This window comes from Pseudoalteromonas sp. KG3, from assembly GCF_030436385.1.
In the GTDB taxonomy this organism is placed as follows: domain Bacteria; phylum Pseudomonadota; class Gammaproteobacteria; order Enterobacterales; family Alteromonadaceae; genus Pseudoalteromonas; species Pseudoalteromonas prydzensis.
The window spans coordinates 1,004,546-1,028,561 of sequence record NZ_CP098524.1; the positions used below are offsets into that span (position 1 = coordinate 1,004,546).

The following is a 24,016-nucleotide window of genomic DNA, read 5'->3' on the forward strand; positions in this document are numbered from 1 at the left end:
CTTACTAATAACAAGTCTAATGTAGCTTCATTTTAGGTCTTACCACCCGTAGTACTTTCTCGCTGATCCACAACGCAAAGGTTTTTGCGCTGCCATGAATAGCGCGTTGGTGCATTCTATACAGTGAAATATACATAAACCGAGCGATCCGCCCTTCAATAAAAAAACTATTGCTGGTGAGGTTACCCATTAAACTGCCTACGGTACTGTAGCGCGATAAGTTAACTAATGAGCCATGGTCGTTATATTCAAATCCGCGCAGTGGCTGTTGGCGTAACGTCGCGATTAGGTTTTTTTCAACACATTGTGCCATTTGGTGAGCTGATTGCGCGCGCGGTGGTACGAGCTTGCCGTCTTGTTGGGTAAAGGCGCAGCAATCACCCAGCACATAAATTCGCTCGTCACAGTTACTTTGTAAGTAATCATTGACCATTATTTGGTTATTACGAGTGAGTTCAAAAATTCCTAGCTCCTTAACAAAGTCGGGGGCTTTAACACCTGCTGCCCAGACCATAATATCGGCGTTTATCTGTTCATCATCTTTGGTGATAAAACCTTGTTCAGTGGCTTGTTTAACTTGGGTATTTTCACGCACGGTTACACCTAACTTTAACAGTTCGCGTTTTGCTGAATTAGCAATTCTATCTGGTAGGGCAGGCAGTATTCGTGGGCCTGCTTCAATTAAATGAATATGTAAGCGTTTAGCCGACATATTGGTAAGACCGTACAGTTTTAATAGATCGGATACATGGTAAAGTTCAGCCGAAAGCTCGACTCCCGTTGCGCCACCACCAACAATGGCAATATTTAATGCATGCTGTGGGTCGTCGTCTTGATGTAGGCGAGTAAAATTATCGAGTAGCGCGTGTTGAAAGCGTTCAGCCTGTTGATTTGAATCAAGATAAAAACAATGCTCTTTAATACCTGGAGTGTTGAAATCGTTACTGACGCTGCCAATGGCGATGACTAGGTAGTCATAGTGAACGGTACGCTCTGGCAAAATTTGATGACCCAATTCATCATTTAATGCACTTAAGGTAATGGTTTTATTAGTGTTATCGAGGTCGCAGAAAGTACCCAGCTGAAAGTTATAATGGTGCTTTGCAGCATGGGCTGAGTAAACTACACCGTCTAAATCGGCATCAATAGAGCCCGTTGCTACTTCATGAAGTAACGGCTTCCAAATGTGAGTGCGATTTTTATCTATGAGTAGAATATCTGCTTGTTTTTTCTTTCCTAGTTTATGTCCTAATTGCGTTGCTAGCTCTAAGCCGCCTGCGCCACCACCGATGATGACGATTTTAGGATGTGTAGTTATCATTACGTTGCCCTCAAAAGAATTATACTTAAATGCTCTAATGACGTTACAAAGGCAGAGAACACTTAGGTATTGAGCAGAAAAAAGCATTAAAACACCTTTTCAAGCAACGCTTTAATAATGCGCCTTTTTAATTGATTTGTCAGTAAAATTAATGGGAACAACTAGATAAGCCAAGAAACTAAACTAAAAAAAAGTTACCATGGCGAATATTGAATTTTCAAACTATGATTTCCTTTATTAGGGAATTTTAATAAAGGGAATATTATGAGCGCAACGCTACTTTCCTCGCTTGAGCAGCACTTTGATTTTAAACAATTTCGTCAAGGCCAGCAACAGACCATTGAGCAGCTGTTAAATAACCAGTCATCACTTGCTATTTTTCCTACTGGCTCTGGTAAGTCGTTATGTTATCAGCTGACTGCCTTACATTTACCTAATTTAACTTTAGTCGTTTCGCCATTATTGGCTTTGATGAAAGATCAAATCAGCTTTTTAAATGACAAAGGGATTTATGCGGCAAGTTTAGATTCAAGCCAAACAGCAGAGCAAAGTCATACAGTGATGGGCGATGTGCGTGCTGGTAAAGTAAAAATTTTAATGGTGTCGGTAGAGCGTTTTAAAAACGAACGGTTTCGTGAATTTATTAATCAAATTGCTATTTCTATGTTGGTGATTGATGAAGCGCACTGTATTTCTGAATGGGGTCATAACTTTAGGCCTGATTATTTAAAGCTGCCCCGCTACCGAGAAGAACTTAATATTCCATTAGTGTTGCTGTTAACTGCAACCGCGACTAAAAAAGTTAAACGCGATATGAGCGAACGGTTTGCAATTGCCCCAGAATGTATTGTGCAAACAGGGTTTTATCGTAGTAATTTAGATTTGTCGGTATTGAGTGTAAAAAGTGCTGATAAGAGCGAAACACTTGCTAATATTGTACGTGAGCAACAAGGGCCTGGTATTGTTTATGTGACCTTACAGCATACCGCTGAGCAAGTCGCTGAAGCGCTTAGTCGCCAAGGCTTACACGCTGTGGCTTATCATGCAGGGCTTGAAGACACCTTGCGTTATGGTATTCAAGATGACTTTATGGCGGGTAAAATTAATGTAGTTGTTGCCACTATTGCGTTTGGAATGGGGATTGATAAATCAGATATTCGCTTTGTTATTCATTATGATTTACCAAAATCGATTGAAAACTACAGCCAAGAAATTGGCCGTGCTGGGCGTGACGGGCAGCCTTCACAATGCTTTACGTTGGCTAATTTAGATGGCTTAAACACGGTTGAAAACTTTGTTTACGGCGATACTCCAGAACTTAGCGGTATTGAGCATGTTATAAATGACATTCGCCAACATCACGATCAACAACAGCACTGGGAGATGCAAGAATACAGTCTCTCGAGCGACAGTAATATCCGCCAATTAGCGCTGAAAACCTTACTCGTACAGTTGGAAATGCAAGGTGCAATAACGCCGCTATATGCTTATTACGCAGATTTTAAATATAAATTTTTAGAAGATAAAGCCACGCTGCTAAATCACTTTGATGCTGCTCGCCAAGAGTTTTTAAACTTAATCTTCAGCCATACGCAATTTAAAAAAGTATGGGGTACATTAAATTTTGATAGTCTAACGCAAGGTGCTCAAGTGGATCGCAAACGGGTTGTTGCAGCCCTTGATTATTTAGCTGAGAAAAACCTGATAGCCCTTGAAACCAAACGTATTACTCAAGTTTATCAAGTCCATAGCGATGTTATTAATAATCCTGAATTAGCACCGCAATTACACGATTACTTTGTTGATAAAGAGCAAGCTGAAATTAAGCGTATTGCGGCACTTATTCGCTTTTTCGAGCTTAAAACATGTTTGAGCTATAACCTTGCTCGTTATTTTGATGACAACCAAGCACCGCAGCAATGCGGCCATTGCTCGGTATGTCGAGGCCAAGCCGTAACACTTGAGTATTCGTTGGAGCATCGCTTTGCTGACGATGCTGTAATTTATCAAAAGGTTGATGAGTTACTTACTCACCTCGCCAGTAAAGGCATAAGCAATGTAGGTATTGAAACCCAATGTCGCTTTTTAGCGGGTATGAGCGTACCGTTATTTGCGCGTAACAAAGTGCGTCAACTCAGCGGCTTTGGCTTATGTGAGCAGCAGCGTTACAGCGAAATAAAAACGAAATTACTGGCGCGTTAAATTCACTCAGGTATGCTAGTGGCTTATTCTTAAAAGTAAGCCTTTATGCCCCAGATTGTTCACCCCGATGAAACCATCATTGCAATAAAAAATGTTACATCAGCCCCTGAGCCTGTTACTTGTGCTAATTGCCAAGCATGCTGTTGTCAGTTAGAAGTGCGTATTGTGACCGACACTGGTGTGCCATTTCATTATATTGAGTATGATAAATGGGGCAGTGAAGTGATGAAACGCGCAGATGATGGCTGGTGCCAAGCGCTTGATCGCAACACCTTAATGTGTTCAATCTACGAAAATCGCCCATTAGTTTGCCGCGAATTTGAAATGGCATCGGACGAGTGCATCACCGAGCGTGACCTTGCAGGGATCTGATGGTTGCTTTTTGCAGTACATCACTAAGTTATTGAATCATAATCGCTATTCGGCTATGGTTGGTAACTCAATAAAAACATTAAAAAATCATGCATAAATTAATCACTATTGTGTCAGTTACTTTTCTTGGCTTTATTATATGGGTCATATATCAAGCTAATACGGGGCAACATAGTATTTTCTTTGAGCTTGTTAGAAGTATCCCTTATGGCGATAAAGTAGGGCACTTTTGTTTATTTGGTTTGCTTGCTTTAGGTGCTAATTTTGCGTTTAAGCTAAAATCATATTCAGTATTGTCATGCAATTTGTATATTGGTTCGAGCGTCGTGTTTCTATTCGTTTTATTGGAAGAACTAAGCCAATACTTCATACCTAGCAGAACGTTAGACATCGCTGATCTACTTGCTGATGCTTTAGGTATCCTCACTTTTAGTTTGATAACCAAGCTGATAAATAACGCTTCGCGATGACGAGTTTTGTTAGCTTACATTAGTTGATTACTGCAAATGAACAGCTTTTCCCTGCGTAGCAAGCGCTTAAACTATCATGGTTAATTTTTGGCTGTGTGCCATAAGTTAATAGTAGGTGTCTGCGTTATTAACCTTCTACGTTAGTAATCTCTGAAAATCGTTTGTTAGTATGTGGCGAATTTTAAATGACATCAGGCGAGTACGTCACTGAGCGAGCATTAGCTGGGATTTAGTTTGAGACTCTCCCAGCTCTGCTATTTAGCCGATTGATAATGGGGTGCTGGGATATCTGAGTTTTTTGCTTCTTGGACTTGCTAAGAAGTAAGCAATAGTGAGCGGGCCAATGCGGCCTATAAACATTAAAAACATAATAATGAATTCTCCTATCGGCGATAACGAACCGGTAAGCCCACGGGATAAACCCACCGTGCCGATTGCTGACACTGCTTCAAACGCTATATCAATAAACGGCGCATCTTCTACCAAGAGTAAAGTGAAAATAGCTAACCAAGTGACTCCCGCTGAAATAATAGTCAATGCCAATGCTTTGTAAATGGTTTCCTTATCAATTTCTCTACGCAGCACTGTAACGCCTTTATCGCGGCGTAAGTAGCTGTAGGTCGCTAAAATTAATACTACAAAGGTTACCACTTTGATACCACTGGCGGTGCTGAGTGAGCCACCACCGATAAACATTAGCATCATAGTCAGTGCAGTGCTGGCATTGCGTAGCTCTTCGATTGCGAGGGTATTAAAACCAGCGGTACGGGGGGTTACTGCCTGAAACCATGCCGCTAACCATTTTCCAAGCTCACTTAGTGGTTGTAAGGTATTGGGATTGTTGTATTCAATGGCATAAATAAGCAACAGCGCAACTACGTTAATGACTACCGTGCTGATGATCATTAACTTACTGTAAGTACACAGCCCCGCCCAGCGCTTTGATTTGTATAAATCCATCCACACAGTGAAACCAAGGCCACCGACAATAAATAAACCAGTAATAGTGAGGTTGACGACTGGATCGGCAACATAGTCCATCAAGCTGTTAGGGCTCAGGGCAAAACCAGCATTATTAAAAGCACTAATGGTATAAAATACGGCGTGCGAGAAGGCTTTTAACCAGCCCAGCTCTTTGCCCCAATACAAGGTTAGAATAATAATACCTAAGGTTTCAACTAATAATGAAAACAGCAATACGGACTTGGCGGTGCTGACTAAGGTTGACGTATCAGTTTGATTAAATGCCGCTTTAGTAACGGTACTATTTGCACCCGCTGCTGCTTGTGGCAACTTAGCGGTAATATCTTCAACATTTACAGCACGATCTAAATGTATTTGTGTCTCGTCAACACTCACCACAGGGCTACTAGACACTAATTCAGTGCGTTGAATACGCGAACCTGTCACAGTGATAACTTCAGGTTTCTTTTGCTCAACAGCTTGTTCCGCGGCTATTAATGCAGGGCTGGTTGTAGTAATAATTGCCAATGCAATAGGAGACAGTAAATGCAGTGGCCGTATTGAGTTATGTTTGCAGTATTTTATTGTCGATTCCCGTGGTTATGTATTTTTTGCTATTATGGGTGTTGATTAGTTTTAAAGCATTTTTAACGTGTTTGCAATAATTATTCTTTAAATATTTAAAGTTAAGGTATAAAGTATTCCTTGCGGTTTGACACGGTTATAAAAAATAATATATTGATTTAAAAGGTAAATATAATGCATCAGCATATATTAAAGCTGTATAATAGTGCTAAAAAGCAACAAAGATTGATAATTGGTCTGATGAGTGGCACATCACTTGATGGCCTCGATGTTGCGTTATGCCAGATTTCAGGCCAAGGTATGGAGACTCAAATTTCAGTCTTGGCCTTTGAAACTGTTGATTATGACGATGACTATAAGCAAAAAATAAAAAAGGTGTTTGCTAAGCGTGAATGTGACCTTGAACTGGTCACTTTATTGCACCCTTGGGTAGGTGCGTTACACGGTAAAATGGTGAACCAGTGTTTAGCAAAATGGAATATAGCCGCGGATGACATTGATGCAATTGCCAGTCACGGGCAAACCATTTATCACTGCCCTAAAAGCCAACATAGCCACGCTGATTTTAATCACGGTACCTTGCAAATAGGTGATAGCGACCATTTAGCAGTAACAACCGGTATTACCACGATTGCCGATTTTCGCCAAAAACACATTGCTGCTGGCGGCGAGGGGGCACCTTTAGCGGTGTATGGTGATTACTTATTCTTTACCAGTGCTGATGAAAACCGTATTTTGCTGAATATGGGCGGTATTGCAAACTTAACCTATCTGCCCAGATCTGCCGATGCCAGTGCGGTGTTTAGTTCCGATATTGGGCCTGGTAATACCATTATGGATGCGTATATTCAGCGTTACTTTGCGCCACTGCATTATGATAAAGACAGTCAAGTTGCAGCTCAAGGTACGGTTAATCAAGCCTTGCTAACAGCGCTTTGTGATAATGAGTTTTTTAGTTTGGCGTTGCCAAAAACCACCGGACCTGAAGTATTTAACTTGCAATACCTAGCACGTGCGCAAGCTGCAACCAATACTACAGAGCTCACCCATCCAGATGTTATGGCCACCCTAAATCGCTTTTCAGCCCAAGTGATTGCTAACGCTATTAATGATTGTAGTGCAAAGCTTGATAATGTTGCGGTTTATGCAAGTGGCGGTGGAATTCATAACCCATTATTTATGCAGCATATTTTATCTTTATGTCCGCAGTTGCAAATGATCAAAAACACCCACGCATTAGGCATTGATCCCGATGCTAAAGAAGCGGTGTTATTTGCCATTTTAGCAAACGAATGTTTAGCGGGAGGGCAGCAACGTTTTGGTAATCAAGCACAAGGCATACCCACTATCACTATGGGTAAAGTGAGCTTTGCTGATTAAAAAAGTGATAAAAAAGAGCTGCTAAAGCTTGCTAGATACTGGCGAAAATCATGACTCTTTGTGGTTTTTTTAGCAGCGATCACAGCGATCACAGGGATCACAAAGCCACTTTCATAAGGGGTGATCAATACATCAAACTCAGCGCTATCTTTTAGGGTAGCGTGAAGACCATGCAACATGAGCTGTAATACATATTCATTGCTATCATCATGAAAACCAATCTCAACTAATACAAGCTGCACTTCGCCTTTTTCAATATCTGCTAATGTAAGGGGGCGCTCTACATAATAACGTGCATCTCGGGCAACCAGATGAGTAACACTTAATGAAATGATATCTCCTTCATGCGCGTCTTCGGGTAAAACGCACAGCAGGCTGATCTCGTGGCGATCATTGGCAAGCAAATGCAACGTGTCATACTCCGTGGTGTGTGACATAGCTGCAGATAATAGATCTTCAAAAGATTGCAGTGCAAAGTTTAATCGCACTAAAGGGTTGCTCATTTCGTTTAGTCATCTTTCACAATAAGTTAAATTGAATATAAATTATCCATTAATTAGATTGCAAAATTATGACTAAATCTACACGGGTATAGATTATGAGAAAAAGAATTAAAATTTGTATTTTTTATTCTAAAGCAGTGGTTTTATCTTTAGTCACAATCATTCATTTTAATAGTACACTGCAAATAACAAAAATAATAAACAGGAATAATGATGAGCCACGTAATTGTTGCAGGTGTAGGCATGACCAAGTTTCAAAAGCCAGGTCAGCATCAGCCTTATCGTGTCATGGCTGCTAATGCGATTAAAATGGCAGTGAAAGATGCAGGTATTACCGCCAAACAAATCGAGCAAGCATTCGCAGCTTATATTTATGGTGATAGTACATCTGGACAGCATGCTTTTTATGATGTTATTCAAAGTGGTATAGCAATCGTCAACGTTCATAACAATTGTTCAAGTGGTTCATCAGCGCTATATTTAGCAAGGCAAGCTGTGTTGTCTGGTGAAGTTGAATGTGCACTTGCATTCGGTTTTGAAGAAATGCAACCGGGGGCGTTAGTGTCACATTGGCAAGATAGAGAAAGCCCATTTGATCGCGTTGAGCCTGTTTATGAGCAATTTAATGTACCACAAGGGCCTATCGCTTTAAGGACATTTGGCAGTGCGGGGCGTCATTATATGGAAAAATATCATGTAGATGCGAGCTTATTTGCCAAAGTGGCTGTGAAATCTCGCTCTCACGCTGTCAATAATCCGTACTCGTTGTTTAATACCCCATTAACAATGGCTGATGTACTCAATGATAAAGTTATTTTTGATAACTACTTAACGCGTACTATGGCTTGCCCACCAACCTGTGGAGCGGCAGCTGCGATTATTTGTAGCGAAGCGTTTGCCAAACGAAATGGCCTATCGCATGGCGTGAAGATCCTAGCTCAAACCATGACGACAGACACGCAAGTGTCATGGCAAGATCCAATTTCTTCAGTGGGTGCTGATATGACTAAGCGCGCTGCGAATAAAGCATATAATAGTGCGGGTATTGGCCCACAAGAGATAGATGTTATTGAATTACATGACTGCTTTACGCCTAACGAAATAATTAATTATGAAGCCTTAGGTCTGTGTGCAGAAGGCGCAGCAATAGAGTTAGTTGAAAAAAATGATAATACCTACGGCGGTAAATTTGTGGTTGGTCCCTCAGGGGGGCTGATGTCGAAAGGCCATCCCATTGGGGCAACAGGGTTAGCGCAATGTGCTGAATTATGTTGGCATTTGCGAGGTGAGGCCGGTAAACGCCAAGTAACAGGCGCAAAATTTGCGCTACAGCATAATATTGGTTTAGGCGGCGCTGTAGTGGTGACTATTTATGGTCAGTAAGCTTCGTAAGGTAAACACCTAACCAATTAGACAGCTCGGTGATTACCGTGCCATTTATTTTAAAGGAAGTGTTTTTAACTAATTGGTATGAAACTGAATAGCATGAGGTAGGTATAATTTAATTTCCCAATACATATACCTAGGCAAGGTGCTGGGATTAATCTTAACAGTGATATGGAATGTCGTATCTATGTAATGTATCTGGTAGTTTAATTTATTAGTAGAGGTGATAATCGTATGATGATAGCGTTCAGATCGAGTCTCTCGACGCTAAAAGCTCAACCTAGTTGTTACAGACACCACCTACGGCATTAAAAACACTGAGATATTGTTCGTAATAACCTTCATTTTTTTTCTGCGTCAGAGAGGGTTGTCATAAAGTATGAAAAGCTTAAACACAACTACAATTATTTAATGCTCACTGAGCCTAATAATGAAAGTTTATTCCCAGCTAAATTATTTTCTATATCTATATTCTCTTTTGTTATATTTTTCATTTAAATATATCTTTTTTGGAATATCAAATAAATGCTAATCTAGTGGGATAAATTATAATTGGAATAATAAAGTATGAGTTTTTCCGGATGGCTTACTTTAGGCTTAACACTCTTAGTGCTTTTAACGTTGATCAGAACGAAAATCGCGCCTCATGTTGTGATGCTGGCAGCACTGACAATACTCAGTGTGAGTGGTATTTTAACAACCAGTGAGGCATTAGCTGGGTTTAGTAACTCAGGGTTGATAACTGTTGCAGCAATGTTTGTGGTCGCTGCTGGAATACACCATTCAGGTGGGATAGATATTTTAGTTAATAAACTATTAGGTTCGCCCAAAAACTTACGTGCAGCACTGCTTAGGATTTTTATTCCAGTGGTGCCATTGAGTGCGTTCCTAAATAACACACCTGTTGTTGCCACCATGATCCCCGCAATAATGGCGTGGTCAAAGAAAAATGATTTAGCTCCTTCGAGGCTATTAATACCGCTTAGCTATACTGCGATACTGGGAGGAACAATTACCCTTATTGGAACAAGCACTAATTTGGTAGTAAATGGTCAGTATCAAAGCATTACTGGTAACCCAGGATTCGGACTGTTTGATATAACCCTTATTGGTTTACCTATTGCAATCTTGGGAATGGTGTTTATTTACTTTATTTCTCCCTTCTTGTTACCAAATAAGCGTGAGAGTAAGCCGTTTTCAGATCTCAGAGAATTTACTCTGGAAGTGTGTGTTTCCAATAATGGTCCTTTGGTTGGGAAGTCAATTGCAGAAGCTGGACTTAGAAATTTAAAACGAATTTATTTAGTTGAAATTGAAAGGGATAACACAACTCTTAGCGCAGTTTCATCCGATGAAATACTCTATGGAAACGACAGGCTAGTATTTGCAGGACAGACCGAAGCCATCACAGATCTATTAAAAATCAATGGTATTGAGGCGCCTTTAAATCAGGATAAATCTTCATTAGATGAAAAAAAATCAGGGCGCACATTAGTTGAAGTCGTCGTGTCACCGCATTGTGAAGCATTGGGAAGCGCGATTAGAGATTCAAAGTTTAGAAATAGGTATGGCGCAGTCGTACTTGCGGTTGCAAGAAATGGCGAACGTTTAAAGTCTAACTTAGGAGGCATAAAAATCCAAGCGGGCGATACATTACTACTTGAAGCAAGACCAGCATTTATATCAAGGCAAAAGTATAACAAAGACTTTCTCCTTGTGAATGTTTTAGATCACGAGCAGCCTAATCATGAAAAAGCCAATTTATCATGGGGAATATTAGTGTGCGCCGTATTATCTGCTGCATTTGGTATCACCTCAATGTTAAATGCGGCGTTAGTTGGTGCGGGACTTATGCTAGCAATGGGGTGTTTATCGGTTAAGCAGGCAGAAAAAAGCCTCGATTTGACCGTCATATTGACCATAGCCGCCTCTTTTTCATTAGGTCTTGCACTGCAAAAGACCGGTGTCGCCAGTTTTATTGCTGATAATATTGTAAATATTAGCGCGGGCAATGCACTGTTGTTATTAATTTTGACCTATGTGACCGTTTCAATACTGACTGAAGTCATTACCAACAATGCCGCCGCAGTTTTAATTTTACCAATTATTATTGAAATCACAGATAAGGCAGCGTTAAATGCTGAACCTTATATTTTTGCCATTATGATGGCGGCATCAGCAAGCTTTGCAACTCCGCTAGGTTATCAGACTAATTTGATGGTATTGGGGCCTGGTAACTATAAATTTAATGACTTTCTAAAAATTGGCCTGCCAATGAATTTATTCATTGGCACAGCTACAGTAACCATTTTATATCTATTTTGGCCTTTAACCTTGGCATAAAATCATAGCAGTGGCTAGCCACTGCTATACTAATTTACTGGCTTAAAATTGAGTCACTTGATTAGCTTTGAACCAAATATTTTGTCCGTCACGTAATTCTAGCGCAAGAAAGTCTGCTCGTGACAATTCAATTTCTATATCTGTTTTATCCTCTAGCACAACGTCTAACCGTGCAGTCCCCCCAATTAATAATGAACGTAATAATGTTGCTGTTTGGGTATGAGGTTGCTCTTCGTTATAAACGCTAAATTGATGGGGACGGCAATAGTGTGTTAACGTTTTTTTGTCTTCTTCTGACGATTGCAACGATGCAGGCAATTTATTCGTTGTACCAATAAATTGATAAACAAATTCACTGGCGGGTTGTTCATAGATTTGCTGCGCGGTACCAATTTGCTCAATCTTCCCTTTGTTCATTACTACGATTTGATCAGCGACCTCCAGCGCTTCTTCTTGGTCATGTGTAACAAATAAGCTGGTGATATGCAGCTCATCGTGCAAACGGCGTAACCAGCGGCGCAACTCCTTGCGTACTTTGGCATCCAGCGCCCCAAAAGGCTCATCTAATAACAACACATTTGGTTCAATTGCTAAGGCTCGGGCTAATGCAACCCGCTGACGTTGACCGCCCGATAATTGTGCGGGATAGCGATCCGCCAACCACTCTAGTTGCACAAGCTCTAGCAGATGCATGACTTTAAGGTTAATTTCGTCATCAGTTGGACGATCACCTCGCGGCTTTGCTTTAAGTCCAAACGCGACATTTTCAAATACCGACATATGTTTGAATAATGCGTAATGCTGAAAAACAAATCCTACTTGTCGAGAGCGAATATCCTGCCCAGCTGTATTCTTACCGTTAATTAACACTTCGCCAGCATCGGCTTGCTCTAACCCTGCAATAACACGCAGTAGGCTGGTTTTACCACAACCAGATGGCCCCAATAAAGCCACTAATGAACCGCTTGGAAAGGTAATACTAACATCATTCAAAGCTGTAAAATTACCAAAATGTTTAAATAAATTATTTACTTCAATACTCATGATTTCACTCGTTGATTCTGTAGGTTACGGTGCAAAACTTCTTTTATAATCAGGGTAATAATGGCTAAAAACGCCAATAACGATGCACAGGCAAATGCCGCTGTAAATTGATACTCGTTGTAAACTACCTCAACATGTAATGGCAGGGTATTTGTTACCCCACGAATATGCCCAGATACCACAGAAACAGCACCAAAGTCGCCCATAGCACGGGCGTTACATAAAATGACTCCGTACAGCAAACCCCATTTAATATTTGGTAAGGTTACTTTTTTGAAGATAGTCCAGCCAGATGCCCCTAACACTCTGGCAGCTTCCTCTTCATCTGTACCTTGGCTTTGCATCAGTGGGATCAATTCCCTTGCGACAAATGGAAAGGTGACAAATAGTGTGGCCAACACAATCCCTGGTACGGCAAAAACGATTTGCCAGCCCATAGCCGTAACTTCGTCACCAAACCATCCGCCTGCACCAAATAGCAATACAAACACTAAGCCAGCAATAACGGGACTGACAGAAAACGGCAAATCGATTAGTGTTAATAAGAAACGTTTACCGAAAAAGTCAAATTTAGCTATTGCCCATGAAGCCATCACGCCAAATACTAAGTTAAGTGGCACCGAGATCGCCGCAACTAGTAATGTCAGACGAATAGCCGCAAGAGCATCTGGTTCAGTGATTGACGCAAGGTATACATCCCAGCCAGAGCGAAGCGCTTCGTAAAGCACCATTAATAACGGTAAAATTAAACAAGCAACTATAAATGTCAGTGCGAGCGTCAATAATGTCCTTCTAACCCATGTTTTTTCGGTTACCGCAGGCTGATAAACCGTCATTGTTGGTCGATCTTCAAACCACTTTTTGGTTGCTATAATCATCAGGCCATTACTCCATCAAATTGTTTTTCTCTGCGCTCAAGCCAACCTTGCAAACCATTGATCACCAGTAACATCAACAACGAGAATAACAGCATGGCACAGGCAATAGCCGTGGCACCAGCATAATCATATTGTTCCAGTTTGGTGATGATCAGTAGGGGGGTGATCTCAGACACCATTGGAATATTTCCAGCGATGAAAATTACCGAACCATATTCGCCAACGCCTCGTGCAAATGCCAGGGCAAAGCCGGTCAACATTGATGGGAACAAGTGCGGTAATATCACCCGACGAATGGTATACCAGCGGCCTGCGCCTAGCGCTGCTGAGGCTTCTTCAAGTTCTTGTTCAAAGTCCTCCAAAATTGGCTGCACCGTACGAACTACAAAGGGAAAGCCAATAAAAATCAACGCTAGGGTAATACCAATAGGGGTATATGCCACTTTTATTCCCCATTCCAGTAACACTGACCCTATAGGTCCGTTAGGCCCATAAATGGCGACCAGGGCAATACCCGCTACCGCCGTTGGCAGTGCAAAAGGTAAGTCAATCAGGGCGTCCACAATCCGCTTGCCTTTAAATTGGTATCGCACCAATACCCATGCGACTAATGATCCAAATACGAGGTTCACACTTGCTGCGAATAACGCTGTTCCGAATGTTAATTTATATGAGGCGACTACTCTGGCATCGGTAATCACGCTCCAAAACTCGCTCCAACTCAGACTCATCGTTTTTACCACCAACGCACTTATTGGCAGCAGCACTATCAGCCCTAGATAAAAAAGGGTATATCCCAAGCTTAATGAAAAGCCTGGTAACACCGAGTAAGTTTTCAACTTGCTCAAAGACATAATTAACGCCCTGGCTGATAAATTTTGTCAAACACGCCGCCATCATTGAAGTGCTTCTTTTGAGCTTGTTGCCAGCCCCCAAATACATCATCAACGGTAAACAGGGTTACATCAGGGAAGCGCTGTAAATCTTTCTGATCAGCGAATTCAGGATGCACTGGACGGTAAAAGTGTTTAGCTGCCAAACGCTGAGCTACAGGGCTGTATAGATATTCCAGATAAGCCTTAGCTTCTTCTTCAACGTTATGATTTTTAGCATGCTTATCCGCAAGAGTAACCGGAGGACGGGCGAGAATACTCAGTGACGGTACTACAATTTCAAATTCAGCAGCATCACTAAGCTTAGTTGTGGCGAGCAGCGCTTCGTTTTCCCAAGCTAATAACACATCACCAATACCATTACGCACAAAGGTATTGGTTGAACCTCTGGCTCCCGAATCCAACACAGGTACATTGCGATATAATTTGCTGACAAACTCACTGGTCTTTTCTTCACTGCCGTAGCGCTGTTCGGCATAAGCCCAAGCCGCTAGATAGTTCCAGCGAGCACCGCCAGAGGTTTTCGGATTTGGGGTAATTACCTCTATACCAGGTTTTACCAAGTCATCCCAATCACTAATATTTTTAGGGTTGCCCTTGCGTACCAAAAATACAATGGTAGAGGTGTAAGGAGCACTGCCATAAGGTAAGCGCTTTTGCCAGTTCTTATCAAATAGCCCCGCGCGTTCCGATATGGCGTCAATATCATAAGCCAGTGCCAGAGTTAGCACATCAGCCTGCAAACCGTCGATCACTGCGCGGGCTTGTTTGCCAGCCCCTCCGTGAGACTGACGCACCTGTACATCAATACCAGTACGAGCTTTATAGTAAGTGGCAAATTCCTCGTTATATTCTTTATAGAATTCGCGGGTCGGGTCATAAGACACATTCAATAATGTTTTTGTTTCAGCTAAAGCTATAGGTGTTAATAATACACTGCTAGCGAGTGCCACAATACTTAGTAGTTTTCTCATTTTTACTTCTCCGTTATAAATTAATGTATTAAAAGGTTAATTGCAGGCGTGCAGAAAGCAGTTTTTCATCAAGGCGATCTAGGCTTACAGATTTTCCATTATCAAAATCACTGATTTCATAGTTTACTAATACTTTCACATTGTTATTGACATGCCAGTTCACCCCCACAGTGGCGGACCGAATATTGCTTACGGAACGTGCTGCATCGGCGTGAGCTATGAAAACATCCTCATCTATATTCAGCTCAGCCAGACGAGCAACCACTTCCCAAGCTCCACTATCTGATGCAGGTTTCACCCCACCCCAGCTGTTCTGCTCACCGCTGACGATCCAACTGGCGACGACTTGCCAAGCGGTGTTGGTAATGTCAACTTGCTGGTTCTGACTATTGGTCAGCTCCAATGAAGATGCAACATACTCACCAAATGCGCCAAACTGACCGTTGTAATAAGTAAAATGGGGAGCTACACGAGTTTCCTTACCATCTCGCAGAACATCACTGTTATAGCGAAACACAGTAGCTCGGCTGGAGGTTTTATAGGTGGGTAAACTGCTGTTTAGTTCTGATTCAGCGAGGCTGCTCGCGATACCTATTCCTAAACCTCCTAAATATTCAGGCTGCCAGTAAATACGAGCATAAACGGCTTTAGTATCGTCGTTATCTACGCCAGCGTCGATACGATCTCCGGCGTTGTTAGCGATGCCAATAGTTACTTGTTGCTCTTTAGTTTTATAATTCCAGGCAATCCCTGCATCACGATTAGGCACTAAGTTGTCAGTTAAGCCGCGCTCAAGAAACAATAACCTTGAGCCTGATTGCACACGCTCCAAACCGATTGATGATTTAAACTTACCTATACGCAATGCTGCACTTTCACTGGTTTTCCAGTCAAGGTAAGCATCTAGTAATTCGCCATTTTTACCATCACCAAATTCCGGCAAAATACGAAAACTAAAGGTGTTATTGATTTTGCCACGTACATCTATACGCGCTCGGCGGATCAAAAACGTATCGGTTCCGGTATCGTCATCAGTAAAATAGCGGGCATCTGCCTGAATAAAAGCACCCACTTTTAAATTATCGACCCAACTTGATTGGGAGCGCTTTTCTAGCGCCGCAATTTTGTTGTGTAAATCATTAATTTCTTCCGCTATCGCTTCATTTTGTGAAGCGTTAGAGTTTGCAAGTACCGGAGCTGTAATTCCAAATAAGAGTAAACTTGTAGTAAAAAATGGTATCGTTCGCATTGAGTTAAATTCCTAATTTATTAATAGCTTACATAGCTAAAGCTATATTCGTGCCATTTTTAAATTGTTGATTTTTATGTATATTCTAAAAAGTGTTTTTATAAGCGTCCTATATAACCAATTGTTTTATTAAATGTAGTGAATCTGTCTTATTTAACGATTTTTGATCATAAGCGAAATAGCCAAATCCTTGTTTACAAATATATGGAAGTTTAGCGGTCTGGACCTCCATATATCTAAAAGTTATATTATAACCATTTAATATATCAAATAGTTATTAGTTAGTTATCCAAATATCGATAAAGCAATACACTCCAGCTCAAATTACATATTGAAATGGAGTGATTCATGGAACAATTACCGGTATTGAATTTAAGCGATTGGCATGGGGATGGACGAAGTCGTCAGGCTTTTATTAGTAAACTTGCAGATGCAGCTAGAAAAATAGGTTTTTTTTACTTGACTGGTCATGGCATTGAGCTTGCGAGACAACAGCAAATACTGCAACTAACAAAAGATTTCTTTGCATTACCAATGCCTGAAAAGCTAGCAGTTGAGATGACGAATAGTCCTCATTTTCGCGGTTATACCCGCTTGCAGGGTGAATTAACACTCGGTAGGCCTGATTTGCGCGAACAATTTGACATAATGAAAGAAGAGGCGATTCATATGCCAAGTCACGATTTACCTATCTGGTGTCAGTTACAAGGGCCTAATCAATGGCCGCAAAACTTACCGCAGATGAAATCGATTTTATTGAGATGGCAACAAGATTTAGCTGCTATCAGTGTATCGCTATTAAAAGCTCTTGCAGTAGCATTAGAACAACCTGAAACTGCATTTGATGCCACGATAGGAAATAGCCCTTACCAACACATGAAACTTATTCGCTATCCAAATAGTAAAAGGCATACTTCAGCCCAAGGTGTTGGAGCGCACAAGGATCCAGGCTACCTCACCTTAGTGTTGCAAGATGAGCAATCTGGTTTAGAAGTTCAGACTGACAACGGCTGGTTAAGTGTACCGCCTGTTGCAGGCGCTTTTGTTGTTAACATAGGTGAATTACTTGAGTTAGCCTCTAATGGATATTTAAAAGCGACTTATCACAGAGTCACTAGTCCACAAGCTGGAGTTGATCGCTACTCTTGCGCCTTTTTTATGGCGGCACAGTTGAACGCAACGGTGCCATTGTTACCTTTGCCTGAATATTTGGCACGCCAAGCTCAAGGGCCGGCAAGCGATCCATTAAATCCACTCTTTAATCAAGTTGGGCAAAACGTATTAAAAGGGCGTTTACGCTCACATCCTGATGTTGCGAAAGCTCATTATGCCTCATTTGCCGATGCTATTTAATTATAATTAGGAGCTATTATGCAGTTCAAAACTAAATTACTTCACACCAATCATACCGCTGAAAACTCAACAGGAGCCCTTACGACACCTATTTATCAAAGTAGCACTTTTGCTTATGGCAGTGCCGAAGATGGGCGAGCTCGTTTTGCAGGTGAACAGCCTGGTTTTATCTACAGTCGCATGGCCAATCCCACCGTACAAACACTTGAACAACAATTGGCACAGCTAGAAGGAGCAGATGAAGCACTCGTTGTTGCCAGTGGTATGGCAGCAATCAGTAGTATTTTTTATTCATTGGCAAGTCAAGGTGATGAAGTTGCATTTATTGATCCTGTATATGGAGGCACCGCAGCATTTTTAATTCAGACGCTTACTCGAGCGGGCATTACAGTACGTCGTTATCAAGATGATGCTCACCTATTGTCAGAGATAACCCCCGAGACAAAAATTATTTTATTTGAACCAATTACTAATCCGACTTTAAAGGTCAGTGATTATCGTAAGGTCATGTTAGCAGCTGAGCGGGTTGGGGCAATCACCATTTGTGATAATACTTTTTTAACACCCTATTTATTCAAACCATTGGAACATGGTATAGATATAGTAATGCACAGCGCTACTAAATATTTAAGTGGTCATGGTGATCTAATCGCGGGTGTGGTCGCCGGGCGTAAAGCGTTAATGCAGCCAATTCGCACCATAGCACTTAAGCATATAGGAGCTGCTATTGGGCCACAGGAAGCCTATTTACTTCAGCGTGGTTTACGTACTTTAGCACTTAGAATGGATGCACATATTGCGGGCGCTGCTAAAGTTGCTGCTTTTCTTGCGGCACACCCAAATGTTGTAAAAATCTATTATCCTGGTCGCTTAGAGGATCAAGGCTATCAAGTTTTGAGGGAAACAATAAATGCCTTTGGCGGGATGGTGAGCATTGAACTGGAGGGAGGATTTAGCCGAGTAGCACGTTTTTTAGACCATTTAAAGCTGTTTACTCAAGCTGTTAGTTTAGGTGATTTAGAAAGCCTAGCCTGTCACCCTGCCAGCACGACTCATGCTGCAATGGATGTTGAAAGCAGGTTAGCTTCTGGGGTTAATGATAATCTGATTAGGTTGAGTATAGGAGTGGAAGATCCTGACGATTTAATCGCTGATCTTGCACAAGCTTTAGCGCGTTAAACATTTTTAAATTAAATATAAATATTATAATGTGAGTTTAAGCCGAGATTTTATATATCTCGGCTTTTTACAACGCTGTTTCTTAAACGGTCTAATCTCTCACCTCAGACAGACTCTATTCTTTAGTTATTTCGAGCAGAATGGAGTTTTTGCTATTTTTAAAAAAGCACAAAACTTATGAAACTCGACTCTTTAAAAATGGAAGTGTAAACTCGCTTTCTTTTTTGTTTCCAGTAGCGAAAAATATCGCATTAAGTAACTCTTCTCCGTCAGGCCATGCTCCATGACCTGACGCTTCATTAATATGGCCGCTAAATCCGGCGTCATAGGTTGCAAGACCCCAGTTATTAGCCCAACTTTGTGCTTCTTCAAAAGGCATCCACGGATCATCTCGGCTCGCAACAAGCACACCAAATGTATCCAGATTTTGATAAGGAATAGATGCAGATATATTTATTTCATTTCCGGGAACACCTTCCTGTATTGGCCCCGCTAAAGTAAAACGTCGTGGTGTAGCAGGTGCGACAAACAACACGCCGGCAATTTTATGTTTCCAATCTTGTATCGCAACAGCACTTGCAAGGCAGCCAAAGCTATGGGCGACGATCCAAACTTTTCCTGTTGTTTTTGCTATTTCTGCGCTTAATACTTCAGCCCATTTCAGCAGTTCTGGTGAATCCCAGTCAATCCCTGTTACACGATGACTATCTTCGATCCGGCTTTCAAGCCAGCTTTGCCAATGTTGAGGTCCGCTGCCGCGATAACCAGGCACTATCAATGTAGTCGTTTTCATTCCCTCTCCTAATTAAAAGTAAAAAATATATACATGACTAGTGAGCTACATCAAATTTCGAGCCAAAGGTAAGGTTTTGATTTTTTTGTATATATTAAATTGATATAAGTATTGGTTTTTATATATCATCAATTGTTGGTTTATTGTGATAGATTCGTCTTATTTAGTAAGTACAGGCCATTTACATGATATTAACGTCCGAATTGCTCGCCATTTTTTGGCGAAAAGTTGCAGAAACACCGGAGTTGCCTAAATTACTCGAAGAGTTGCTCCCCTTCCTTAAAAGAGAATTTTCTATGAATGAAATTGGGGTGGTAAGGTGGCAACAGCAACCTGAAAAAATTCGTTTTTTAGCAAGTTCATTCTCACAAAGCAAAAATGTTGAACTCAGTTTATTGCATGGAGAGATTCAACAGTGGTTTGCTGACGAACGATTTCGCTCTCAGGTAACACGTGTATTACCACTGCAACAAGATCAGCAACATTGTGTGATATTAAGTAAATTAAGTTGCGCAGCAGATCAACAAATACTACTTGCATTTATTTATCGTCGAGAGCAAGTTACATTTGCTTTTGATTATATTCCCGGGTTGCTCCCTATTTTTTCAGTTGCTGCCAACAATTACTTACAGCATCAAAAATTACTACAAGCGACTAAAGTTGTGCAATCACAATGCCAAGATCTGTTATCCAAAATGGGCAAGGATAATATGGACAATCAAATAATTGGCTCATCACATGGGTTAGCTCAAACTATGGAGCAAGTGAATATCGTGGCTCCATCTGATTTAACAGCTTTGATTCGAGGTGAAACAGGCTCAGGTAAAGAAGTCGTTGCCAGAGCCATTCATGAGCAGTCCCCTCGAGCAGACAAAGCATTTATCAGAGTAAACTGTGGTGCTATTTCGCCTGATTTAATTGATTCAGAATTATTTGGACATGAAAAAGGCAGTTTCACGGGGGCAGCCGGTGTTAAGCTAGGTTGGTTCGAACGTGCTGACGGCGGCACATTATTTCTGGATGAGATTGGTGAGCTGTCATTAGCTGCTCAAACACGATTACTAAGAGTATTGCAAGAAGGGACACTTAATAGAGTGGGTGGTGAACGTGAAATAAACGTTAATGTGAGAATAATAGCTGCCACACATAGAAACCTTTCGGACATGGTCAATGAAAAATTATTTCGTGAAGATTTATGGTACCGAATCAATGTTTTTCCAATTTACTTACCTTCATTGAGAGAAAGAAAACAAGATATTTCCGCTTTAGCAAATCATTTTTCTGAACGTGCAGCAAAGAAGTTAGGGCTACCTTATATTCCTCCAACTTCACATCAAGCTACTATGCTCCAAGCTTATCATTGGCCGGGGAATGTGCGTGAGCTGCAAGTTGTTATGGAACGAGCTGCAATACTCGGTCAAGGAAAGCAGTTAGATATTGAAGCATCTCTTGGTCCCAGCTTTAAAGTGACGGCACCTGCCATCCCTGCTGAAAATAACAATCATGAAAATAAGCTCGATAAAAACGTAGCAATCGAGCCTCTAGAAAAAACCATTGTCTCTTCGATAAATAATGCACTCAAGGTCACCAATGGAAAAATAAGTGGTGAAGGGGGAGCAGCTAGTTTACTCAATATAAACCCCAACACACTACGCTCAAAAATGCGCAAATATCAGATTGAAATAAAATATTTTCCAGGAAACTCAAACCTACTATCTTGACTCAAATAATGCTCTATCGAGTAGCAAGAGAGGCAAAAAAATTGTTTAACCATTGCCAAACGGAAGTATGTTGCTGTTTGTTTCTACCGGTATTATGTTTTTGCTCCCAGCGACGTTTTTCCTCAACCCTTTTTTTGCGTCGCTCATCGGCACGGTTAGCTACTTCTGCAAAGTGCAACCGTTGCTCTTTAGAAAGATCTTCTCCAAACGCTTTTATTGGTTTACTAACACTAACTGCTCGACTTGATTTAGGGGATGAACACATATGAATTTCTTCTGTTAGTATTACTCTCATGTAGTTAGACAGGATGAGAAGTAAATTTCTTTCATTTTTTTGGTAAGTTAAAAATATTTGAAAATGATACTGACAAAAAAGCTCAATAATAAAAACTATCCTGTTGTGCTGGATAAATATAGCAAAATCATTTTTGCCTTTGCCTTATTTTCCTTCTAGCTAATTAGCAACTTGCTGATTAGAATAGAGCTATTAGTTAAATAACAATAACGAGTCACCGATGTTGCAACACGTAATCGCATTAATTGATGAGGCAAACAGCCAAGATCCAAACCAAGAGCAGCATAACGATAATGTTTGGCCTAAAGAGCGCTTATACTCAGAGCGGATGACAGATATGCTCAATCGTTTTCAGCCTGATGCCGACGAGTTAATGCATATAGCAGTTCGAGCGCAACACATTAAACGCTGGTGTTCACCGCGAAGTGATTTTCCGCTCAATAAGCAAGGTTACCACCAATGGCGTAGCGCCTTATATATTTTTCATGCTGATACTGTGGTTGAATTAATGCAGCAAGCGGGTTGCTCTGAAGCCCAGCAGCAACGTGTGTATAATGCGGTGGCAAAAAAGCACATTAAGCGTAACCCTGATAGTCAGTTGGTTGAAGATATCGCAAGTTTAGTGTTTATCGAACATTACATGTTGGCGTTTGCGCAAAGCAAACCGGATTACGATGAGCAAAAGTGGATTGGCATTTTACAACGTACGTGGCAAAAAATGTCTACAGAAGCTCACAGTTTCGTTTTGGCGGGTAATGTTACTTTACCAGCGCCGTTAGTACCGTTAATTGAAAAGGCACTTGCACCGAGTTAATATCTCACTGGAATGAGTAAGCAAATGCTAAGGAGCTGGATATGCGCTGCCCAAGGACAAATATAGAACTCACTAAACTAGTGGTTGGGGAGATCGAGGTTTTCTCATCCGCCAATGGCGGGGTATTTTTTGATAATTGCCAGATTTTTAATTTTAGTGATCCATCCTTAAAAAGAGCGGTGGTGCTTGCTGAGCACTTGGCTACTTTACCTGACACTGATGTTGATTTAACTGCACGAATTAATTGTCCTAAGTGCCCGAATATCGTGATGATGCGGCGTTTTTTCACACCTCTTCATGTGGTCGAAATTGATGAGTGCCCAAGCTGCGCAGGTATTTGGCTAGATCCAAGTGAGCTGCATAAAATTCACGAAAATCACTTAACAGTGAAAGAAAAGCAATTACTATTGAACCAGCAAGCCAATAATCATGGCTTTACACAATTTGAAATACCGACTAATCGATTTAGCCAGCGCGGTATTAAGAAAAGCCATAATAGAAATACCGAAAGCTTAGTTGAGCTCGCTTTAGCTTCGTTTTTGGACTAATTCAGCAGAGCAACTTAGTCTTGGTTAAGTTGCTGTTTTACATTTTGTACTTTCGCTAAAGTTTGCTGATCAACAATTACAGGCAATACCAGTTCCATATTCTCTAATGTCGTGGTGATTTGCTTTTTCAACATTGCTTTATTTTCATTCTGCATAACGTGAAGAGTTTCAGTTGTTTGTAGTTTTACTTGCTCACTTAATAATACTTCACTAGGGCTTAGTAACAGTAATGTCAGTAGTAGTGTATTCATCGCCATCTCCTTATTTAAATTACCGCTAAGATAAGGAAAATTGATGACAGTTGTGTGTGGCTTATATTGCTACAAAGTTAAACTTTAGTGCTGTTTTGATGAAGGGCTAGGCTTGTAATAAGCAAATCAAGGTACCTTCAATTGCACGCACATAGGCATAATATTGAGTTTCTCTATAGCTTGGTGGGCAAAGTGGCTCAGCACCCGCCAATACCGCTCTATCATAGCTTTCGCTGAGCTCACTACAGCTAAAGCGCAGTTCAAAACCAAGCGCTGGCTGTTTTGGGTGAGCACGAATGTAGCCTTGTTTAAAATGAGCTTGTGCATAAGGGTGATTAGCAAATGCTATTTTGACAGCACCTGTTGCAAGCTCACCATATTCGGCATTATCACTGATTGATGAGGTACTCAAGCCAAATGCTTGATAGTAAAAGTCTAAAGTTTCTTCAACGTTATCAACGTAGATTATTTGGCTTATGTATTCCATTAACACCTCTTT

General features: G+C 41.0%; 22 protein-coding genes and 1 pseudogene. 11 read left to right on the top strand and 12 right to left on the bottom strand.

Translation table 11 applies throughout. The features are described from left to right. Positions 1-16 precede the first annotated feature (16 nt). Complete coding sequence (locus tag NDQ71_RS22760) at positions 17-1,321, bottom strand: NAD(P)/FAD-dependent oxidoreductase (protein WP_301562806.1); 1,305 nt, start codon at positions 1,319-1,321, stop codon at positions 17-19. 264 nt (positions 1,322-1,585) lie between these two features. Here NDQ71_RS22760 and NDQ71_RS22765 point away from each other — a divergent pair, with 264 nt between their 5' ends. The 3 genes from NDQ71_RS22765 (at position 1,586) to NDQ71_RS22775 (ending at position 4,365) form a co-directional block, all read left to right on the top strand. Beyond that, the gene (locus NDQ71_RS22765) at positions 1,586-3,523 is read left to right on the top strand and encodes an ATP-dependent DNA helicase RecQ (protein ID WP_301562807.1); all 1,938 of its coding nucleotides are present in this window, start codon (positions 1,586-1,588) and stop codon (positions 3,521-3,523) included. A 45-nt stretch (positions 3,524-3,568) separates the two neighbouring features. After that, complete coding sequence (locus tag NDQ71_RS22770; RefSeq protein ID WP_301562808.1) at positions 3,569-3,895, top strand: YkgJ family cysteine cluster protein; 327 nt, start codon at positions 3,569-3,571, stop codon at positions 3,893-3,895. 89 nt (positions 3,896-3,984) lie between these two features. After that, positions 3,985-4,365 (top strand): VanZ family protein, encoded by a 381-nt coding sequence (locus tag NDQ71_RS22775; protein ID WP_301562809.1) that lies wholly within the window; start codon positions 3,985-3,987, stop codon positions 4,363-4,365. A 258-nt stretch (positions 4,366-4,623) separates the two neighbouring features. Here NDQ71_RS22775 and NDQ71_RS22780 read toward each other — a convergent pair. Beyond that, a pseudogene (locus NDQ71_RS22780) lies at positions 4,624-5,628 on the bottom strand (TrkH family potassium uptake protein); the annotation flags it as partial. Between the two features lie 459 nt (positions 5,629-6,087). Here NDQ71_RS22780 and NDQ71_RS22785 point away from each other — a divergent pair. After that, positions 6,088-7,293 carry an anhydro-N-acetylmuramic acid kinase gene (locus NDQ71_RS22785; protein ID WP_301562810.1) on the top strand — a complete coding sequence of 402 codons (1,206 nt, stop codon included), beginning with the start codon at positions 6,088-6,090 and terminating at the stop codon, positions 7,291-7,293. On the opposite strand, the gene NDQ71_RS22790 is transcribed toward NDQ71_RS22785, so the two are convergent. Continuing rightward, positions 7,290-7,796: a hypothetical protein gene (locus NDQ71_RS22790; protein WP_301562811.1), complete on the bottom strand. Its 507-nt coding sequence runs from the start codon at positions 7,794-7,796 to the stop codon at positions 7,290-7,292. The two genes, NDQ71_RS22785 and NDQ71_RS22790, sit on opposite strands and share 4 nt — an antisense overlap. A 213-nt stretch (positions 7,797-8,009) precedes the next feature. Between NDQ71_RS22790 and NDQ71_RS22795 the strand changes: the two genes are divergently transcribed. Next, positions 8,010-9,179, top strand: coding sequence for a lipid-transfer protein (locus NDQ71_RS22795; RefSeq protein ID WP_301563104.1), 1,170 nt, complete (start codon positions 8,010-8,012; stop codon positions 9,177-9,179). A gap of 657 nt (positions 9,180-9,836) precedes the next feature. Beyond that, positions 9,837-11,525, top strand: a complete 1,689-nt coding sequence (locus NDQ71_RS22800) for an SLC13 family permease (protein ID WP_301563105.1) — start codon at positions 9,837-9,839, stop codon at positions 11,523-11,525. A 42-nt stretch (positions 11,526-11,567) separates the two neighbouring features. Here the strand turns inward: NDQ71_RS22800 and NDQ71_RS22805 are convergent, their stop codons facing one another. From NDQ71_RS22805 to NDQ71_RS22825, 5 genes are read right to left on the bottom strand one after another with little or no spacing between them, the layout of a single operon-like run. Further along, positions 11,568-12,569, bottom strand: coding sequence for a sulfate/molybdate ABC transporter ATP-binding protein (locus NDQ71_RS22805; RefSeq protein ID WP_192542451.1), 1,002 nt, complete (start codon positions 12,567-12,569; stop codon positions 11,568-11,570). Beyond that, positions 12,566-13,405 carry a sulfate ABC transporter permease subunit CysW gene (cysW, locus tag NDQ71_RS22810; protein WP_301563106.1) on the bottom strand — a complete coding sequence of 280 codons (840 nt, stop codon included), beginning with the start codon at positions 13,403-13,405 and terminating at the stop codon, positions 12,566-12,568. The genes NDQ71_RS22805 and cysW overlap by 4 nt, the downstream gene beginning before the upstream one ends. Positions 13,406-13,446: 41 nt before the next feature. Then, on the bottom strand, positions 13,447-14,301 hold the full coding sequence (gene cysT, locus NDQ71_RS22815; protein ID WP_301562812.1) for a sulfate ABC transporter permease subunit CysT: 855 nt from the start codon (positions 14,299-14,301) through the stop codon (positions 13,447-13,449). Between the two features lie 2 nt (positions 14,302-14,303). Next, positions 14,304-15,314, bottom strand: a complete 1,011-nt coding sequence (locus NDQ71_RS22820) for a sulfate ABC transporter substrate-binding protein (protein ID WP_301562813.1) — start codon at positions 15,312-15,314, stop codon at positions 14,304-14,306. A 28-nt stretch (positions 15,315-15,342) separates the two neighbouring features. Next, on the bottom strand, positions 15,343-16,563 hold the full coding sequence (locus NDQ71_RS22825; protein ID WP_301562814.1) for an OprO/OprP family phosphate-selective porin: 1,221 nt from the start codon (positions 16,561-16,563) through the stop codon (positions 15,343-15,345). Between the two features lie 348 nt (positions 16,564-16,911). Between NDQ71_RS22825 and NDQ71_RS22830 the strand changes: the two genes are divergently transcribed. After that, complete coding sequence (locus NDQ71_RS22830; protein WP_301562815.1) at positions 16,912-17,916, top strand: isopenicillin N synthase family oxygenase; 1,005 nt, start codon at positions 16,912-16,914, stop codon at positions 17,914-17,916. Positions 17,917-17,934: 18 nt separating this feature from the next. Further along, complete coding sequence (locus NDQ71_RS22835) at positions 17,935-19,095, top strand: PLP-dependent aspartate aminotransferase family protein (protein WP_301562816.1); 1,161 nt, start codon at positions 17,935-17,937, stop codon at positions 19,093-19,095. 175 nt (positions 19,096-19,270) lie between these two features. Here NDQ71_RS22835 and NDQ71_RS22840 read toward each other — a convergent pair whose 3' ends face one another. Further along, positions 19,271-19,888, bottom strand: coding sequence for an alpha/beta hydrolase (locus NDQ71_RS22840; RefSeq protein ID WP_301562817.1), 618 nt, complete (start codon positions 19,886-19,888; stop codon positions 19,271-19,273). 185 nt (positions 19,889-20,073) lie between these two features. Between NDQ71_RS22840 and NDQ71_RS22845 the strand changes: the two genes are divergently transcribed. After that, positions 20,074-21,609 carry a sigma-54-dependent Fis family transcriptional regulator gene (locus NDQ71_RS22845; RefSeq protein WP_301562818.1) on the top strand — a complete coding sequence of 512 codons (1,536 nt, stop codon included), beginning with the start codon at positions 20,074-20,076 and terminating at the stop codon, positions 21,607-21,609. Positions 21,610-21,622: 13 nt separating this feature from the next. Here NDQ71_RS22845 and NDQ71_RS22850 read toward each other — a convergent pair whose 3' ends face one another. Next, positions 21,623-21,874, bottom strand: a complete 252-nt coding sequence (locus tag NDQ71_RS22850) for a hypothetical protein (protein ID WP_301562819.1) — start codon at positions 21,872-21,874, stop codon at positions 21,623-21,625. A 250-nt stretch (positions 21,875-22,124) separates the two neighbouring features. On the opposite strand from NDQ71_RS22850, the gene NDQ71_RS22855 reads away from it, so the two are divergent. Together NDQ71_RS22855 and NDQ71_RS22860 are read left to right on the top strand one after the other, a co-directional pair. Then, positions 22,125-22,718: a DUF4202 domain-containing protein gene (locus NDQ71_RS22855; RefSeq protein WP_301562820.1), complete on the top strand. Its 594-nt coding sequence runs from the start codon at positions 22,125-22,127 to the stop codon at positions 22,716-22,718. A 41-nt stretch (positions 22,719-22,759) separates the two neighbouring features. After that, on the top strand, positions 22,760-23,266 hold the full coding sequence (locus NDQ71_RS22860) for a zf-TFIIB domain-containing protein (RefSeq protein ID WP_283708900.1): 507 nt from the start codon (positions 22,760-22,762) through the stop codon (positions 23,264-23,266). Positions 23,267-23,280: 14 nt separating this feature from the next. Here NDQ71_RS22860 and NDQ71_RS22865 read toward each other — a convergent pair whose 3' ends face one another. Both NDQ71_RS22865 and NDQ71_RS22870 read right to left on the bottom strand, forming a co-directional pair. Further along, positions 23,281-23,517 (bottom strand): hypothetical protein, encoded by a 237-nt coding sequence (locus NDQ71_RS22865; protein WP_283708901.1) that lies wholly within the window; start codon positions 23,515-23,517, stop codon positions 23,281-23,283. Positions 23,518-23,623: 106 nt separating this feature from the next. Beyond that, positions 23,624-24,004, bottom strand: a complete 381-nt coding sequence (locus tag NDQ71_RS22870; protein WP_192541999.1) for a VOC family protein — start codon at positions 24,002-24,004, stop codon at positions 23,624-23,626. Positions 24,005-24,016 lie beyond the last annotated feature (12 nt).

Coding starts and splice junctions, on each gene's coding strand:
- NDQ71_RS22805 (WP_192542451.1), bottom strand. CDS start 12,569: ATGAGTATTGAAGTAAATAATTTATTTAAACATTTTGGTAATTTTACA.
- NDQ71_RS22795 (WP_301563104.1), top strand. CDS start 8,010: ATGAGCCACGTAATTGTTGCAGGTGTAGGCATGACCAAGTTTCAAAAG.
- NDQ71_RS22775 (WP_301562809.1), top strand. CDS start 3,985: ATGCATAAATTAATCACTATTGTGTCAGTTACTTTTCTTGGCTTTATT.
- NDQ71_RS22835 (WP_301562816.1), top strand. CDS start 17,935: ATGCAGTTCAAAACTAAATTACTTCACACCAATCATACCGCTGAAAAC.
- NDQ71_RS22840 (WP_301562817.1), bottom strand. CDS start 19,888: ATGAAAACGACTACATTGATAGTGCCTGGTTATCGCGGCAGCGGACCT.
- NDQ71_RS22855 (WP_301562820.1), top strand. CDS start 22,125: ATGTTGCAACACGTAATCGCATTAATTGATGAGGCAAACAGCCAAGAT.
- NDQ71_RS22785 (WP_301562810.1), top strand. CDS start 6,088: ATGCATCAGCATATATTAAAGCTGTATAATAGTGCTAAAAAGCAACAA.
- NDQ71_RS22800 (WP_301563105.1), top strand. CDS start 9,837: ATGCTGGCAGCACTGACAATACTCAGTGTGAGTGGTATTTTAACAACC.
- NDQ71_RS22830 (WP_301562815.1), top strand. CDS start 16,912: ATGGAACAATTACCGGTATTGAATTTAAGCGATTGGCATGGGGATGGA.
- NDQ71_RS22845 (WP_301562818.1), top strand. CDS start 20,074: ATGATATTAACGTCCGAATTGCTCGCCATTTTTTGGCGAAAAGTTGCA.
- cysT (WP_301562812.1), bottom strand. CDS start 14,301: ATGTCTTTGAGCAAGTTGAAAACTTACTCGGTGTTACCAGGCTTTTCA.
- NDQ71_RS22865 (WP_283708901.1), bottom strand. CDS start 23,517: ATGAATACACTACTACTGACATTACTGTTACTAAGCCCTAGTGAAGTA.
- NDQ71_RS22790 (WP_301562811.1), bottom strand. CDS start 7,796: ATGAGCAACCCTTTAGTGCGATTAAACTTTGCACTGCAATCTTTTGAA.
- NDQ71_RS22820 (WP_301562813.1), bottom strand. CDS start 15,314: ATGAGAAAACTACTAAGTATTGTGGCACTCGCTAGCAGTGTATTATTA.
- NDQ71_RS22765 (WP_301562807.1), top strand. CDS start 1,586: ATGAGCGCAACGCTACTTTCCTCGCTTGAGCAGCACTTTGATTTTAAA.
- NDQ71_RS22770 (WP_301562808.1), top strand. CDS start 3,569: ATGCCCCAGATTGTTCACCCCGATGAAACCATCATTGCAATAAAAAAT.
- NDQ71_RS22870 (WP_192541999.1), bottom strand. CDS start 24,004: ATGGAATACATAAGCCAAATAATCTACGTTGATAACGTTGAAGAAACT.
- NDQ71_RS22850 (WP_301562819.1), bottom strand. CDS start 21,874: ATGTGTTCATCCCCTAAATCAAGTCGAGCAGTTAGTGTTAGTAAACCA.
- cysW (WP_301563106.1), bottom strand. CDS start 13,405: ATGACGGTTTATCAGCCTGCGGTAACCGAAAAAACATGGGTTAGAAGG.
- NDQ71_RS22825 (WP_301562814.1), bottom strand. CDS start 16,563: ATGCGAACGATACCATTTTTTACTACAAGTTTACTCTTATTTGGAATT.
- NDQ71_RS22760 (WP_301562806.1), bottom strand. CDS start 1,321: ATGATAACTACACATCCTAAAATCGTCATCATCGGTGGTGGCGCAGGC.
- NDQ71_RS22860 (WP_283708900.1), top strand. CDS start 22,760: ATGCGCTGCCCAAGGACAAATATAGAACTCACTAAACTAGTGGTTGGG.